This is a genomic window from Serratia liquefaciens ATCC 27592, assembly GCF_000422085.1.
Taxonomy (GTDB): Bacteria; Pseudomonadota; Gammaproteobacteria; order Enterobacterales; family Enterobacteriaceae; genus Serratia; species Serratia liquefaciens.
The window spans coordinates 84,387-99,842 of record NC_021741.1 but is presented as its reverse complement, the minus strand read 5'-3'; the positions used below and the strand labels follow the sequence as shown (position 1 = coordinate 99,842).

The 15,456-nt window shown below is 57.3% G+C and carries 14 protein-coding genes; 8 read left to right on the top strand and 6 right to left on the bottom strand.

What is annotated here, in order from left to right:
• Positions 1–22 precede the first annotated feature (22 nt).
• From M495_RS00445 to M495_RS00435, 3 genes are all read right to left on the bottom strand, one after another.
• Positions 23–1,426: a glycoside hydrolase family 1 protein gene (locus M495_RS00445; protein ID WP_020824716.1), complete on the bottom strand. Its 1,404-nt coding sequence runs from the start codon at positions 1,424–1,426 to the stop codon at positions 23–25.
• 14 nt (positions 1,427–1,440) lie between these two features.
• Positions 1,441–3,303, bottom strand: a complete 1,863-nt coding sequence (gene bglF, locus M495_RS00440) for a PTS beta-glucoside transporter subunit IIABC (protein WP_020824715.1) — start codon at positions 3,301–3,303, stop codon at positions 1,441–1,443.
• A gap of 262 nt (positions 3,304–3,565) precedes the next feature.
• Positions 3,566–4,324, bottom strand: a complete 759-nt coding sequence (locus tag M495_RS00435) for an SDR family NAD(P)-dependent oxidoreductase (protein ID WP_020824714.1) — start codon at positions 4,322–4,324, stop codon at positions 3,566–3,568.
• Between the two features lie 114 nt (positions 4,325–4,438).
• Here M495_RS00435 and M495_RS00430 point away from each other — a divergent pair, with 114 nt between their 5' ends.
• On the top strand, positions 4,439–5,302 hold the full coding sequence (locus M495_RS00430) for a LysR family transcriptional regulator (RefSeq protein ID WP_020824713.1): 864 nt from the start codon (positions 4,439–4,441) through the stop codon (positions 5,300–5,302).
• 91 nt (positions 5,303–5,393) lie between these two features.
• Positions 5,394–6,143 (top strand): NAD-dependent epimerase/dehydratase family protein, encoded by a 750-nt coding sequence (locus tag M495_RS00425; protein WP_020824712.1) that lies wholly within the window; start codon positions 5,394–5,396, stop codon positions 6,141–6,143.
• On the opposite strand, the gene M495_RS00420 is transcribed toward M495_RS00425, so the two are convergent.
• Entirely contained in the window at positions 6,140–7,588 is a 1,449-nt protein-coding gene (locus M495_RS00420) for an alpha/beta hydrolase (RefSeq protein WP_020824711.1), read from the bottom strand. The two genes, M495_RS00425 and M495_RS00420, sit on opposite strands and share 4 nt — an antisense overlap.
• 322 nt (positions 7,589–7,910) lie before the next feature.
• Here M495_RS00420 and M495_RS00410 point away from each other — a divergent pair, with 322 nt between their 5' ends.
• The 5 genes from M495_RS00410 (at position 7,911) to M495_RS00390 (ending at position 13,238) form a co-directional block, all read left to right on the top strand.
• Positions 7,911–8,924, top strand: a complete 1,014-nt coding sequence (locus tag M495_RS00410) for a TRAP transporter substrate-binding protein (protein WP_041414090.1) — start codon at positions 7,911–7,913, stop codon at positions 8,922–8,924.
• 23 nt (positions 8,925–8,947) lie between these two features.
• Positions 8,948–10,819 (top strand): TRAP transporter large permease, encoded by a 1,872-nt coding sequence (locus tag M495_RS00405; RefSeq protein WP_051150502.1) that lies wholly within the window; start codon positions 8,948–8,950, stop codon positions 10,817–10,819.
• 24 nt (positions 10,820–10,843) lie between these two features.
• Entirely contained in the window at positions 10,844–11,605 is a 762-nt protein-coding gene (locus tag M495_RS00400) for an SDR family NAD(P)-dependent oxidoreductase (RefSeq protein WP_020824707.1), read from the top strand.
• 68 nt (positions 11,606–11,673) lie between these two features.
• Positions 11,674–12,711 (top strand): LacI family DNA-binding transcriptional regulator, encoded by a 1,038-nt coding sequence (locus tag M495_RS00395; protein WP_020824706.1) that lies wholly within the window; start codon positions 11,674–11,676, stop codon positions 12,709–12,711.
• A 104-nt stretch (positions 12,712–12,815) separates the two neighbouring features.
• Positions 12,816–13,238: an HIT family protein gene (locus tag M495_RS00390; RefSeq protein WP_020824705.1), complete on the top strand. Its 423-nt coding sequence runs from the start codon at positions 12,816–12,818 to the stop codon at positions 13,236–13,238.
• 36 nt (positions 13,239–13,274) lie between these two features.
• On the opposite strand, the gene M495_RS00385 is transcribed toward M495_RS00390, so the two are convergent.
• Entirely contained in the window at positions 13,275–13,511 is a 237-nt protein-coding gene (locus M495_RS00385) for a DUF4282 domain-containing protein (RefSeq protein WP_020824704.1), read from the bottom strand.
• Between the two features lie 144 nt (positions 13,512–13,655).
• Between M495_RS00385 and M495_RS00380 the strand changes: the two genes are divergently transcribed.
• Positions 13,656–14,243: a histidine phosphatase family protein gene (locus tag M495_RS00380; protein WP_020824703.1), complete on the top strand. Its 588-nt coding sequence runs from the start codon at positions 13,656–13,658 to the stop codon at positions 14,241–14,243.
• 63 nt (positions 14,244–14,306) lie between these two features.
• Here the strand turns inward: M495_RS00380 and M495_RS00375 are convergent, their stop codons facing one another.
• Positions 14,307–15,044, bottom strand: coding sequence for a helix-turn-helix transcriptional regulator (locus tag M495_RS00375; RefSeq protein WP_020824702.1), 738 nt, complete (start codon positions 15,042–15,044; stop codon positions 14,307–14,309).
• Positions 15,045–15,456 lie beyond the last annotated feature (412 nt).

Genomic DNA, 15,456 nt, shown 5'->3' with positions numbered 1-15,456 from the left:
CCACCGGGTTAATGGGTAAAACCTAGGCTTTTTCTTTCAGTGAGTTACCGTTGCTTTTGATCACGTCGCGATACCAGTAAAAACTCTTTTTGCGATGGCGCTCCAGGCTACCGTTACCGGCATCGTCGCGGTCGACATAAATAAAGCCGTAGCGTTTGGACATTTCGGCTTTAGAAGCGCTGACCAGATCGATCGGCCCCCAACTGGTGTAGCCCATCACTTCCACGCCGTCGTCGATCGCTTCCGCCACCTGCACCAGATGATCGTTGAGATAATCGATGCGGTAGTCGTCGTTGATACTGCCGTCGGCTTCGATACGGTCCTTGGCCCCCAACCCGTTCTCGACGATAAACAACGGCTTCTGATAGCGATCGTACAAGACGTTCAGCAAATAACGCAGGCCAACGGGGTCAATCTGCCAGCCCCACTCCGAACTGGCCAAATGCGGGTTAGGCACCATATTGAGAATGTTGGCGCGGGCGGCGTTGTTTTGCTGTTCGTCGGTGGTGACGCAGCCGCTCATGTAATAGCTGAAGGAGATAAAATCGATGGTCTCGCGCAGCGCCAGCCGGTCTTCGGCGGTGATCTCAATCTGAATGCCGTTTTCGCGGAAGTAGCGCTGCATATAGGCCGGATAGTCACCGCGGGCCTGCACGTCCCCAAAGAACAGCCAGTCGCGGTTCTGGCGCTGAGTCTCCAGTACATCCTCCGGTCGGCAGCTCAGCGGGTAAACAATACCGCCCAACAGCATATTGCCGATTTTGCCGTCCGGCACGATTTCGTGGCAGGCTTTGACCGCCCTGGCGCTGGCTACCAGTTGATGATGAATGGCCTGGTAAATCTCGCTCTTGCTGCTGTCCTCTGCCAGGCCAACGCCGGTAAAGGGCGCATGCAGCGACATATTGATTTCATTAAAGGTCAGCCAGTGCTTCACCTTATGCTTATAGCGCTCGAACACCGTGCGTGCGTAGCGTTCAAAAAAGCCGATGGTCTTGCGGCTGCCCCAGCCGCCGTAGCGTTTCACCAGCCCATACGGCATCTCGTAGTGCGACAGCGTGATCAGCGGTTGAATGCCGTACTTCGCCATTTCGTCGAACAACCGGTCATAGAACGCCAACCCCGCCTCGTTCGGGGTGTCCTCATCGCCCTGCGGGAAAATCCGCGTCCAGGCGATGGAGGTTCGCAGGCACTTGAAGCCCATCTCAGCGAACAACGCGATGTCCTGCGGGTAACGATGATAAAAATCGATCGCCACGTCCTTGATGCCGCTGTCGCCGTCAACCCGTGGGACAATCGCGCCGAAAATGCCCTGCGGCTGCAAATCAGAGGTCGATAGGCCTTTGCCGTCGGTCTGATAGGCTCCTTCCACCTGATTGGCCGCTACCGCACCGCCCCACAGAAAATGGTCTGGAAATTTGCTGCTCATGGTTTTCTCCTCGGTTAACGTAATAAAGTCAGCAGCGGCGCCTGCTCCCGCACCCTGCTCTCGCCACTGGCCAACACCTCGACGTAGTCATCGCTGTTACTGATGATGATCGGCGTAGTGGTGTCAAAGCCGGCGGCGCGGATCGCTGCCTGGTCAAACTCAATCAGCAGATCGCCTGGCTTAACCCGATCCCCCTCTCGCACATGGGCGCTGAAATGCAGCCCGTCGAGCTTGACGGTATCTATACCGACGTGAATCAAGATCTCCGCACCGTCGTCCGATTCAATGCCGATGGCATGCCGGGTTTTAAACAATGAGGCCACGTGCCCGGCGACCGGTGACACCACTCGGCCCTGCAATGGGACAATCGCTACCCCCTTGCCCAATAAACCGCTGGCGAAAGTCGCGTCGTTCACCTGCTCCAGCGGCAATACGTCACCGGCAATCGGGCTGACGACGGACTGTTTGCGGTTAAGCGGGGCTGCAGGCGTCTGCTCGGCGACCGCTTCAACGGGGACCACGCCGAACAGATAGCTGGCCACCGCCGCAAAGCAGAACGACAGCAAGGTACCGGCAATCGCGCCCCACACCGTGGCGTCAAAACCACCGGCGGGAATAATCTGCGCAAAGGTGAAAACGTTCACCAGACCAAAGGAATAGGTGGCAGTGTGGAAATAACCGATCACCGCTCCGCCCAGCGCCCCCCCGATACAGCCGAAAATAAACGGCCGCTTGTTCGGCAGGGTCACGCCATAAACGGCGGGCTCGGTGATACCAAAAATCCCTGCGCCGATAGCAGAACCTGCCAGCGCCCGAAGTTTGGCGTCACGGGTACGCAACATCACGCCCAGCGTGGCCCCCACCTGCCCCATCACGGCCGGCAGCAGCAGCGGCACCATGGTGTCGCGGCCAAACACGCTCAGGTTGTTGATCATCAAGGGAACCAGTCCCCAGTGCAGGCCAAAGATCACGCACACTTGCCACATCGCGCCCATAAACGCCCCGGCAATAATCGGGTTAAAGGCGTAAATACTCTGATAGCCATTGGCCAGCAGATGGCTGAGCCAGGTGGCCGCCGGGCCGATCAGCAGGAAAGTCAGCGGGACGGTGATCACCAGGCACAACAGCGGCGTAATAAAGTTGCGGACCGCGCTGTGGATCACCCGGTTAAACAGCGGCTCCAGGCGGCACGAAATCCAGGCGGCAAATATGATCGGAATGACCGACGAGCTGTAGTTGATAAAGGTCAGTGGGATACCGAAGAAATACTCCCGCACCGCATCGGGCTGCTGGGCGGCTTCAAACGCCGCCATCATCAGGGGGTGGGTCAAAGCACCGCCGATCGCCATGCTGATGAAGGGGTTACCGCCAAATTTTTTCCCAGCGGTGTACCCGAGCATGATGGGCAAAAAGTAAAACAGCGCATCACTGGCAGCAAACAGCATTTTAAAGGTGCCGCTGCTCTCCAGCAGCCAGCCGCAGGCCAGGCTCAATGCCAGGAAGCCTTTCAAGATCCCCGAAGCGGCCATCACCCCCAACAGCGGAGTAAAAATGCCGGAGACCACGTCGATAAAGCGGCTGAAAAGATTGTCTTTTTTGTCACCATCTTCCGCCACCGCCTCACGCTCGCTCAGGCCGCCCACCTGATTGACCGCGTTGTAGACGTCGGCCACATGGTTGCCTACCACCACCTGAAACTGCCCGCCGCTTTCCACCACCATGATCACACCCGGATTTTTTTTCAGGGCGGCGGCGTCGGCACGGCGGCTGTCGCGCAGCTTGAAGCGCAGGCGAGTGGCGCAGTGCACCAGGCTTTTTACGTTGTCGCGGCCACCGACGCCGGCCAAAATCTCACTGGCTAATGCTTCATATTTCATCGCGATATCCTTCAATCCTGCGTTCTGCCAAATCCCATTCAGCGGTGGCCAATCGCCGCCACAGAATTCAGCGCAAAAAAAAACCTAAACCTCATGGCCTCTGCACCCACAAAGGGGACAGAAGCACGAGGTTTAGGTTTTGCCTGCCTGAGCAGTGACAACCCTAAATCGGCTGAGTTATGACGTTACCACCCGACTTTTTGTCGAGGCAAGAGCTTGCGACGGCAAATTACCGAACTGTGATCCGCCGTACAAAACGGCGTCAGTGAGCGAAATAGTGCATGCCGCCGTCTACCGGGATCACCGCACCGGTGATATATCGCGCGAGCGGGGAACAAAGAAACGCGGCCAGATAAGCCATGTCTTCCGGCTCGCCAAAATAGCCGATCGGGATATTCTGTTCGATAAATGCCAGGCGTGCGGCGTCGGTCGGGTGCAGTTTTTCACGCACCTGTTCGCTATTAATCCGCCCGGGCTGCAGCGTATTGACGGTAATGCCCTGCGCCGCCACCTCTCCCGCCAGCCCCTTGGCCCACAGATGCAATGCACCTTTAGCGGCAGTGGCGGCGTTTAAACTACGCGGCTCCATCGAGCCACTGATGTTGATGATCCGGCCCCATCCCTGCGCCTGCATACCGGGCAACAGTGCGTGGGTGACCCGACGCGCCGGCGTGAAATTCAGGGCAAAAGCCTCTTCCCAACCCGCGTCGCCTTCGTTCAGTGCGGTTGGACGAGCCCCGCCGACGGCATTAATCACAATGTCTATCGTGCCGAAGCGTTGCTGCACCTGAGCAAGCAGGCTGTCGAGTGCTCCTGCATCGGTGATATCCGCCGCAGTCACGTAAGGCCGTATGCCACCGCTTTTCGCGATCTCATCTGCCAGGGCCAGCAGGCGATCTTCACGACGGGCGGTAGCCACCACGGTAACGCCCTGCGCTGCAAATACCCTGACCATACCCGCACCGATTCCTTCACTGGCGCCGGTCACCAACGCGACGCGATCCTGCAGTTGCAAATTCATAAGATTACCTTATTGAATAATTCAATTTGGTTTCAAACATAACGGCATTGAATCACACCCCGCTCTGTGTGAATATTCCATAAATTTGCAACGATACTGTGCAGGAATTCACTGATGTTCGATTGGCAGGATTTAAAACACTTTGTGGTGCTGGCGCGTACCGGTTCATTGTCGGCAGCGGCGCGAGAAATGGGCTGTGATCACGCCACCGTGGGCCGCCGAGTCGCGGCACTGGAGAAAGCGCTCGGTCTGCGGCTGATCCTCCGCCTGCCGCGCAGCACACCGCTGACACAGGATGGCAAAATGATTGCAGGGCTGGCTGCCGAGATTGAAAACCAAAGCCACGCCATTGTCCGTCATGCGCGCAGCGCCGGCGAAACACCGCAAACCCAGGTGCGCATCAGTGCACCGCCGTCGATAGCCGCACGGGTTATCGCACCGGAGATTGCGAGATTTCATCAGGCTTTTCCGCATATTACGTTGATACTCTCCGGCGAATCGGCCATCGCCGAACTGGACCGTGGCGATGCCGAAGTGGCGGTGCGAATGGTACGTCCGCAACAACCGGATCTGCTGGTTCAGCGCATCGGCATGATGCGCTACGCGCTGTACGCCACGCCGCAGCACGCAGCCCTGCCGGAAGCCGCACGGGCCTTTATCGCCTATGACCACCACTACCAACACCAGCCCCACCAGCAGTGGTTGCAGCAGCTGTTACAGGGCCGCCCGGTGGTTTTTGAGGCCAGCGATCTGTTCTCGCTGCAAGAAGCCGCGCGTTCGGGGCTAGGTGCCGTGGTATTGCCGACGTTTGTCGCCGATAGCGACCCAGATCTGGTGGTTTTACCCACCCCCATCACCGCGCCAACTCGCGAGCTGTGGCTGGTCACTTATCCCGATCTGGCGCGGTCCGTTGCCGTACGCGCAGTGATGACTTTTCTGGCGGATACCATCGAAAAAAAATGCCCATTGGCGACATAAAACATCAGCAAGGCTAATTGATACTGGACAAAAGTCACGCAGGGGATTATTACTGATCACCGCGTAATTCACTTTAGGGACAGCTGAGATCATGACTTTGCGTACTGAGTTTGGACGAATTCTGATTACCGGCGCGGGCGGCCGGGTCGCTACGGCATTCCGTCAGTCCGTTGGCAATCGCTATCAGCTGCGGCTGGCGGAAAGAGACGTCAGCCTGTTGCACAATCTGCAGCCGGACGACGAGATCATCAGTTTTGATATCGCCGATATCGAAGCCTGCCGGTCGGCCTGCGCCAATATCGATACCGTACTGCACCTGGCGGCCGATCCTTCCCCCGATGCCGATTTTTGCAATTCACTGATGGACAACAATATCCTCGGCACCTTCAATATCTTCCGTGCGGCGAAGGACGCCGGTTGCAAACGCGTGGTGTTCGCCAGCAGCGCGCAGGCGGTCGAGGGCTATCCGTTGGATTACCAAATTCGACCGCAGGACGCACCCAAGCCGAAAAATCTGTACGGGGTCAGCAAAGCGTTTGGCGAGGGCATCGCCGCCTACTTTGCCCATCAGGAGGGGCTGTCTTCGCTGTCGGTACGCATCGCCAACTTCACCACGTTGGCACGCGGTGAACAACTCAGCGCCCGTGATATGAGCGCCTTCCTCAGCCATCGCGACGCCGCCGATCTGCTCGAACGCTGCCTGCGCATTGAAGGCGTGCACCATGCGGTGGTGCACGGCGTTTCCAACAACCGCTATAAGCGCCTGTCGCTGGAGGAAACCACCCGCCTGCTCGGCTACTACCCGCAGGACGATGCCTTCAGCATCCTCGGTTTCGACTAAAGCTTGCTATCGATGCGCTGCAGCAGATAAGGGAAAAACGGGTTAGAGGCAATGCGCATCAGTGAATCCAGATCGACCACCAGCACCGAACGTTCGCCACGCGCTGCCAGCGTACCCAGGCTGATGCCGAACTCGCCGCGCTGAGCCGGGAAGCGGCCATAAAGCGAATCGCTCACCGGGAATGGCAGTGCCACGTGCGACAGCGAATAGATGTCCGCCGGATAGGTCATGCCCAGTGGCTGTACGCTTTGCGTCGTTTCTCCGGCCGCTGTCACACTGGCAATGGCTTCGCTACTCTCGGGCGAGGCGTTGGCAATCACCGTGGTTTGATAACGGCGCGGCGGCGCAGGCAACAGTTGGCTGACCGCCGCCGCCGCATTGGGTCGCAGCAAGGGCCCAAAGTTTACCGTACGATTGACGTCAAACAGCACCAGTTCGCTGCCGTTAGCCGGCAATTCATTATATAACGCGCGGATCACCGCCCGCGTACTGACGGTCGAATCCATTACCGACTGGAAGGTCAGCACCGGCGCCAACTTGTCCAGCTTGCCGTCACGCGCTGCCCGAGCGATTTGCTGTTGCAGACCGTTGCTGAGCAGGTAAGACTGACGCGCGCCGTTCACCGGAAATGAATTGTATTTGAAGGGGTTAAACTCCGGCAAGACGCCGAGCCAGGCCGCTTTGGCAAACGCCGGAAACACCGCCGGCCAGCCGGCAATACCGGCGAAACGGGCAAAACTGGTCACGCCAATCATCGGTGAGATCAACACCAACCGCTGCGGCGCCGCCAACTGCGGATCGTCCAGCGCATCCAACGCATACTTCATCGCCAGCGCACCACCGTTGGAAAAGCCCACGATATGCAGCGGCTTGTCGCCTCCGGCCTTGCTGCGCGCCTCGCGCACGGCTAAACGCGTTGCCGCCAGCCAGTCGCGCCATTCAATATCGGTCAGTGCCCCCGGCACCGTACCGTGAGCCGGCAGGCGAATACCTACCGCCACATACCCCTGCTGCCGGTAGTTCTCAGCGATATGCCGCAGGCTATAAGGCGAATCTGTCAGGCCGTGCAGCAGCACCACCGCACCACGGGGTTCGCCCTGCGGCAGCAATTCGTAGGAGCGGTTCCAGTCGTGGGCAAAATGTTCCGGGTAGACCGGGCTGCCGTCAAAATAACGGTTGAGCGGAATGCGTTCGCTGGCGGAGAGTTTGTCCGTGACGTTAACTTTCACCTCGTCAAACACCCGGCTCTCTGCGGCCAGATAACCTTGCCAGTTGGTTTTATCCAGCTCGGCGGCCGACAACTCGTGCGGCACAAAAGTATGCCACGGCTCCAACGCAGGGCCGCGCTGAGTATCGTAAACCCGCACCGCAAACAGCGTGAGCAAGACGGTGACGCCCACTATCGTCAGTCGTTTGGTCCATTTAATTATCGCCCTGGAAGGCATGCTCACTCCTGAATTCACGGTTATCCAGCAGCGATTATAGAAGCTAAACGCCCGCAGGGGCAGCTCACTGACCGCCAACTTCTACCCGCCTATTTTTAGAGCCTGCTCACAGAACGCGTATTTCCCGGCCTTTTTCACGGATAAAAATTGATCTGCCAACCGAATGTTTGTAGGTTTTCTGTAACGATACACTAAAACGTTACAGTTAAAGATTAAGACACAAAGTATCGTCCCGTTCCCCCCTGTCCCTACCGCATTGCCCAGCAGGGGAATCATCTTCACCACCAGCATCGCAGGCTGTCTGCGATCGGGAGCCAGGCTCATGAAATCAATGACATGCCGCTTAACGCCGCGCCTGTTTATCACGTTGTTATTTATGCTGTTTACCCTGCCGCTGCGCGCCAACGCCGCCGAAGTCAACCTGCGGGTTTATTCATCGTTACCCGACGATGGCTACTCCGCACACGCTATCTGGTTCAACCGTTTCAAACAGAATTTGGAGCAGCGTCTGCCGGGTAAAATTGCCCTCAACTATTTCCCGAACGGCATGCTCGGAAAAGAAGCCGATGCGGTGCAGCAGGTGCGCATCGGCGCGATCGACATGATGATCTCCGGGACTTCCATCTGGGCCACGCTGGTGCCGGAGATCGGCGTGTTGGATCTGGGTTATCTGTTTAATGACAACCAACAGCTGGGCCGGGCGCTCGACGGCCAGGCAGGCCAACTGCTGAGCGCCATGTTGGCCAAACAGAGCAACATCAAGGTGCTGGGTTACGGTTTCAGCCTGGGGGCGCGCAACATTTACAGTAAAAAACCGCTGCAGTCGCCGCAGGATCTTAATCGGATGAAGGTGCGGGTGCTGCCGGCCCCCAATTTCATCGCCACGCTGAAAAGCATGGGCGCTACGGCAATCCCAATGCCCGGCGGTGAGGTTTACTCCGCACTGCAGATGGGAGTGATCGACGGCGTGGAACACGATGCCGCCACGGTGTACACCAGCAAGTATTACGAGATCGCCAAAAACGCCACGCTGACCCGTCATATCTATAACCCGATAGTAGCCACCATCAGCCAGGCGGCTTTCCAGCGCATTCCGCAAGACTTGCGTGACGAGGTGCTGGCCGCGGCCAACGAAGCCACCCTTTATGAACGCAAAATTGCGGCGGAAAAAGAAATTCAGGCCATGGAAAAACTGAAAGCCGCCGGCGTGATTTTCAGCGAAACCGACCGCGACTATTTCCGCCAGCAAACCCTGCCGCTGCAGGCGGCATTTACCGCTAAGTATCCACAGGCCAAAGCGGTGCTGGACGCCATTCATGCCGCAGCGCAGCCGTAACGCGCCCCGGCGGAGGATTTGCTATGACCCTTCCTGTAACCCTTGAAATGAGCGTGAAAAAAGTGGCTATTCTGACGCAGTTAAGCCGCGGCCTGACCCGCTTTACCGCCTGGGGCGGCGCACTGGCGCTGCTGGTGAACGTGGTGGTGGTATTCGCTTCAGTCGTCTGGCGCTACGCGCTGCACAGCCCGATCGAATGGGCTGAAGAGGTGGCGCGAGCGCTGATGGTGACGCTGGTGTTCTTCGGCGTCGCCACCTCCACCGGGCGCGGCAGACACATTGGTGTCGATCTGTTTCTGCGCTGGCTACCGGAAGCCACCCGGCCGTATGTGGTGCATGCCAGCCGCTGGGTTTTGGTGTTGGTGGCATTGGGGCTGACGGTATCCAGCTTCAGCCTGGTCGGCATTTCGCTGCCGCAGACCACCGAGCACGGCCTGCCGCAGGCAATTTTCGTGGTGCCGGTATTTATCGGTGCCGCGGTGATGTTGGTCAGCGCGCTCGACCACGCCTGCCAGGCGCCGCTGAAAGTGGTGTTAACCAGCGCCGCCGTTGTCGCGCTGTTGGGTGCCGCGGGCTACCTTAGCTTGCATACTGGCACCGGGCTCAGCTCGCTGCCCGCCGCATTGATGCTGGCCTGCTTTATTCTTGGCATTATCTCCGGCGTGCCGATCGCCTTTACCCTCGGGATGTCGGCGATGGTGTTTTTCCTCAGCGATCCGTCGCTGCCGTTCGTCTTCTTTGCCCAACAGGTCACCGCCGGCGTCGACCATTTCGTGCTGCTGGCGATCCCGTTCTTTCTGTTGGCCGGCGCGGTGATGGAAGTCAATGGCATGTCGTCACGGCTGGTTGAGCTGATCGTGCGCGGCATGGGGCGCTATCGCGGCGGCCTGAACATGACGACGATTTTGTCGATGGCGTTTTTCTCCGGCATTTCCGGTTCCAAGCTGGCGGACGTCGCCACGGTCGGCGGCGTACTGATGCCGGCGGTACGTCGGGCTCGCCAACCTGCCGAAGAGTCTGCCGGGGTATTCGCCGCTTCAGCCATTATGGCGGAGACCATTCCCCCCTGTGTAAACCTGATCGTAATGGGCTTTATCGCCAACATTTCGATTGGCGCGCTGTTTATCGCCGGGCTGATCCCCGCCCTGTGCCTGCTGGTATTGCTGCTGATTGCCGCCGTGATATTCGGCAAACGCATCAACGTCGATGACGCCTACCCGGTACGGATGCCGACGCGCCAACTGTTGATCGGCGCCGCCGTCGGTCTGGTCATGATTTTGATGATCGGCAAGGGGGTGGTGGCCGGCATCGCCACCTCCACGGAGATCTCCGCCTTCGCGGTGGTCTACGCCATCGTGGTCGGGCGGTTGGCCTTTGGTGAGCTGACGCTGAAAGCTACCCTGAAGCTGTTTGTCGACACCGCCGCGCTGTCCGGCATGCTGCTGTTTATCGTCGCCTGCGCCACCAGTTTGTCCTTCGCTCTGACCATCGAAATGATCCCGCAACAGTGCGCACAGCTGCTGGTCGCCATCGGCGCAGACTACGGTCCGTGGCTGTTCCTGCTGCTGTCGATTGTCATCCTGATTATTTTCGGCGCAGTGCTAGAGGGCGCTCCGGCGCTGATTATCTTTGCGCCGATCCTGGTGCCCATCGCCACCCAGCTCGGCTTCAACCCGCTGCACTACGCCATTGTGATGATTCTGGCGATGGGTTTCGGCCTGTTTTCCCCGCCGATCGGCCTGGGGTTGTACACCACCTGCGCCATCTGCGGCGTCCCGATGCAGGACGTGATTAAACCTATGGCCAAATACCTGCTGATCGTGCTGTTTGGCATCATCGTTATCGCGCTATTCCCGGCGCTCTCCACCTGGTTGCCGATGCGGCTGGGCTACTGATTTTCTCAAGCAAGGAGTCACACCATGTTCTCTGATTTAACCGACAAACGCGTATTGATCACCGGTTCCACCGCCGGTATCGGGCTGGCGACCGCCGCCCTGTTCGCCCGGCACGGCGCCAAGGTCGGCATTAACGGCCTGCGCAGTGAGCCACCGGCAGAGATCGCCACCTTCCCCGGTGAATGCGCATTCTTCTCGGCCGATCTGTCTCGATCCGCCGGCTGCGAGGCATTGGTGGAAGCCTTTGTCGCCCGCTTTGGCGGCATCGATATTTTGATCAACAACGCCGGTGGATTGGGCGGTCGCAACGGGCTGGAAGCGATAGACGACGAGTTTTTTGATCGAGTGATGGATTTGAACTGCCGCTCGGCGCTGATGGTGACCAAATTCGCTATCCCTCACCTGCGCGCTTCGGCTCGCGAGAACGGGACGACCGCCAGCGTCATCAGCACCGGCTCCATTGCGGCACGCGAAGGCGGCGGGATCGGCGCCGGGCTGTATGCCAGCGCCAAAGCCTGGTTGCACAATATCCACCGTAACTGGGTGAAGGAGTTCACCCAGGACAATATCCGTTTCAATATCGTGTCGCCAGGCAGCATCGACACCGCTTTCCATCACGGCAAGAGCGACGAAGTGCTGGGTAAAATGCGCGCTTCCATTCCGATGGGCCGCTTTGGCCGCAGCGAAGAGGTGGCGCCCACCTACCTGTTCCTGGCCTCGCATAACTGTAGCGGATATATCACCGGGCAAATTATCGACGTCAACGGCGGTCAACTCGCGCCCTAAGGGTCTGTGACTCACTTTCGGCCGCGTGATAAAGTCGGGGTAATGGGTTAATGCAAAACGGGAATGTGATGGCGAATATACGTGATGTGGCACGTCATGCCGGGGTGTCGGTCAGTACGGTATCCAACGTGCTGAACGGCCGAGTCGATCAGATGCGCAAGGATACGCTGGCCCGTATTGAACAGGCGATGGCGGCGCTGCAATACCAGCCAAACCGCGCCGCGCAGCAGCTTAAAACCGGGCAGGTCAAAATGCTGGGCCTGCTGGTACCGTCCATCGTCAACCCCAGCTTCGCAGCGCTGGTGCGCGAAATTGAGCTGGCGGCCAAGCAAAACTATGGTTATCAGGTGTTGCTGGGCGATACCCATCGCCAACAGGAAGAAGAGATCCGTTTTCTCGACGATCTGCTGGCGTTAGGCATTCGCGGCGTGGTGGTGGCCTCCACGTTTTACGATCGCCCCCATTTTCGCGATGCCCTGAAACGCGGCCTGGTGATGATTAACTACGACGAGCGCACCCTGGCCGCCACTGGCGAGGCGGCGCTGCCGATCGACAGCGTGTCGATGGATAATTGCGCCGCCGGCAGCATGGCGGCACAGCATCTGATCGCCCAAGGCTGCCGCCGTATCGCCTTCGCTACCGCTTCCGGCATGACCAGCAGCCGCGCCAACAAAATTGCCGGTTACCGGCAGGCACTGGAAAACGCAGGGCTGCCGGCCTGGGTGATCGAAGGCAAGGCGCAGTTCGCCTACGGCGATGCTGAAATGGCCGAGTTAGGCAAGACGCTGGCCGAACAAATTTGCCAGAGTGACCCCCGGCCGGACGGCATTGTAGCGCTGAACGACATGTTGGCCATCGGCATGATTTCGGCCTTCCAGCGGCTTGGTGTGCGGGTGCCCGAGGATATTTCAGTTGTCGGCATCGATAACATGTTCCTGTCCGAGCTGTTTAACCCGGCGCTTAGCTCAGTGGCGCCGCCGCTGCGCGAGATGGCGGTGAAAATTGTCGATCGGCTGATTGGTCGGCTGGAAAACCCTGAATTGCCGGTGGAGGAATTTTTATTCGCGCCTAGCCTGGTGCGCCGCCAGTCGGTCATTAACACGTAACCTCCTGCGGGGCTACGGCTCCGCTCTCTTCCATACTGAATCCATGCTGCGCTAATGCGCGGCGGGAGCTTCGCTGCGCCCAAAACCGCGGCGGGAGAATAAAAATGAACAATGAATCCTGCGTTTACTGCCATCCAACCAATGAAATCCTGCTGTGGCAAAACCCGCTGTGCCGGGCCATTTTCATTGCCGACAGCCCTTTCCCCGGCTGGTGTCGGGTGGTCTGGCATGAGCATATCGCCGAACTGAGCGATTTGCGTGACGATCAGCGCAACAGCATCATGACCGTGGTCGCTCAGGTTGAAGCGCAACTACGGCAATTGCTGACGCCGGCGAAGATCAATATCGCCAGCCTGGGCACCGCACTGCCCCATTTGCATTGGCATATCATCCCGCGCTACCTCGACGACTCACATTTCCCGGAGCCGGTCTGGAGCCAGGCGCTACGCTCGCCAACGGCGAGAACCGTGCCGGAGAATTTTATTGAATTAATGAGGGAACGGCTGGCGATAACGCTGGGGGAATAACAAAACGCCGGGCATGGCCCGGCGTTTACTACTTAATTAAGGCTTTTCGGCAATCTTGCGCAGGTACTCATTATTTTTAAACGCAATGATGATCATTTCGAAGCAAACGCGGGTGAACACGCCGCCGATAATGATCGCAAACAGGCCGCGGAAGAACTCACCGTAGAACATCGACCCAATCCCGCCAACAATGATGCCCAGCAGGCACAGCCAGTACACGCCGGTGATGATTTTCGGCGTCAGCATCGCATCAAAAAAGAAAATGTTTTTCATTGTAAATCCTTCCTTAGGTCAGTATTTAATTATCCCAGAGGCACCGCATCAGCGCGGCATGCCTTGTTGTCACGCCAGTTATGATAGCGAGTAACGTGACGAAAAGCGCTCAGAAATCAGCAGGCCATTACATAAGGGTTGAGGATGTTTAACAAAATCGGCAACAAAATCCTGGGCGGTTTAGCGGCGTTGCTGCTGCTCAGCCAAAGCGCACTGGCACAGGAAACGCTGATCTTCGTGCGGCACGGGGAGAAACCCGCCAACGACAGCGGGCAGTTAACCTGCAAAGGGCTCAATCGCGCGCTGGCACTGCCGGACGTGCTACTGGACCGCTATGGCAAACCTGATTTTATCTTTGCCGCCGGGCCCAAAGAGAATAAGACCGGCAGTTCGCTGCGAGCGCTGTCGACCATTATGCCCACCGCGGTACGTGTCGGACTGCCGATCGGCATTCAATTCCACGCCGATGACATCGCCGGGCTGCAGCAGGAGCTGCTCAGCGATAAGTACCAAAACTCGCGCATCTTCATCGCCTGGGAGCACAAGAATCTCGATAAGGCAGTGAAGAACATCGTTGCCGCGCGCGGCGGCGACGCCAGTTTGGTGCCCGAATGGCCAGGCAGCGACTTCGACAGCATTTTTGTGGTCACGCTGGATCAGGGCAAGGTTTCGTTCCGACAAGAACGTGAGGGGTTGACTCAGTTGGCGGAGAGCTGTCCTTTCGCGGGGTAATGCCATGCAGTCTTCTGCTGACCCAGAAAGAGGGCTGAAGGTTTCACCGCCTGACCTTTCGTTTTATCTGCCCGATGTCGCCACCGGCGTAATAAGTTCCAGCTCAACGCCCCGCCGGATGGCTTGGCGAGCGTTACTGACGCCCAATTTAACCACTGTATTACCCATATGAAATTTCACCGTGCTCACGGAAATACCTGAAATAGCAGCAATTTCCCCATAGGTTTTACCCATACTCGCCCAATACAGCACTTCCTTTTCTCGTGGGGTGAAAATAGGCTTCTGTGTGTTCATATTATTTTTCTGCATGCCGGGAATTGCCGATCCGGCTAGACGATACATCTGCTCATTAATATCGATCAGTAACATCTGCATAGTCCCGAGATCGGATGAGATACGTTTTTCCAATTCCCCTTGTACGCGACTGCCTATAACGACAGATAATAGCGCCAGATTGTTCAGATGGTCATGCAACACAAAGGTCAATCCATTAACAATATTGTACCGTTTAGAGAGAGAAAATATCTTATCTGTCATCAGAGTAATATTCTCGTCCCATACAAAGGGTGAAGTGCGTTTAGACGCAATCAATACTACCGGGTCAGTGAGTTGGAAATTATTGGTTCGATAGAGATCCAGCCACTCACCCGGATAGCTTGAAATAATAAGTGAATCTGATGGATTGTTCTTTCTGAGAGCGAGGTAGGCATATTCCGGGCTACCGAATGGTAACAACTTCCTATCGATATGATCCCGAAGGGTTTCCGTTATTGTTCGATTTTCATTGAAGGCAGAAAACATACAGGCTCCGTGGCGGTCAGACTTTCCCTTTGGTGATCGAACCTGAACTTAAGTTTAGGTATAGATGGGACTTAAGTACAACTTACGGATTTGGAACCGCAACATATAATGAGTCTCGTTAGGCACTGGAAAAAAAACCTGACCTTTGCGGTCAGGTAGCCAACACAGCCAACACCAGGGAAAAATTTCCGGTCAGACAGGGTATACGAAAAATCACTGCTGACCGGGATCCTTACTTTAACACTGCTAATTTATCCTTTCAAATTCATCTGCGCTGACGCTGTTGACCAGCCCCTGTTTGACTAGACGATCTAGCGTCAGTGCAAAGAATGGTGTTCGCCAGAGATAACGTCTTTGAGCCGAGTCCACTGCGCTATTTTAATTTATTATATATTGGACTATTTTATAAACA

Coding starts and splice junctions, on each gene's coding strand:
- M495_RS00445 (WP_020824716.1), bottom strand. CDS start 1,426: ATGAGCAGCAAATTTCCAGACCATTTTCTGTGGGGCGGTGCGGTAGCG.
- bglF (WP_020824715.1), bottom strand. CDS start 3,303: ATGAAATATGAAGCATTAGCCAGTGAGATTTTGGCCGGCGTCGGTGGC.
- M495_RS00435 (WP_020824714.1), bottom strand. CDS start 4,324: ATGAATTTGCAACTGCAGGATCGCGTCGCGTTGGTGACCGGCGCCAGT.
- M495_RS00430 (WP_020824713.1), top strand. CDS start 4,439: ATGTTCGATTGGCAGGATTTAAAACACTTTGTGGTGCTGGCGCGTACC.
- M495_RS00425 (WP_020824712.1), top strand. CDS start 5,394: ATGACTTTGCGTACTGAGTTTGGACGAATTCTGATTACCGGCGCGGGC.
- M495_RS00420 (WP_020824711.1), bottom strand. CDS start 7,588: ATGCCTTCCAGGGCGATAATTAAATGGACCAAACGACTGACGATAGTG.
- M495_RS00410 (WP_041414090.1), top strand. CDS start 7,911: ATGAAATCAATGACATGCCGCTTAACGCCGCGCCTGTTTATCACGTTG.
- M495_RS00405 (WP_051150502.1), top strand. CDS start 8,948: ATGACCCTTCCTGTAACCCTTGAAATGAGCGTGAAAAAAGTGGCTATT.
- M495_RS00400 (WP_020824707.1), top strand. CDS start 10,844: ATGTTCTCTGATTTAACCGACAAACGCGTATTGATCACCGGTTCCACC.
- M495_RS00395 (WP_020824706.1), top strand. CDS start 11,674: ATGGCGAATATACGTGATGTGGCACGTCATGCCGGGGTGTCGGTCAGT.
- M495_RS00390 (WP_020824705.1), top strand. CDS start 12,816: ATGAACAATGAATCCTGCGTTTACTGCCATCCAACCAATGAAATCCTG.
- M495_RS00385 (WP_020824704.1), bottom strand. CDS start 13,511: ATGAAAAACATTTTCTTTTTTGATGCGATGCTGACGCCGAAAATCATC.
- M495_RS00380 (WP_020824703.1), top strand. CDS start 13,656: ATGTTTAACAAAATCGGCAACAAAATCCTGGGCGGTTTAGCGGCGTTG.
- M495_RS00375 (WP_020824702.1), bottom strand. CDS start 15,044: ATGTTTTCTGCCTTCAATGAAAATCGAACAATAACGGAAACCCTTCGG.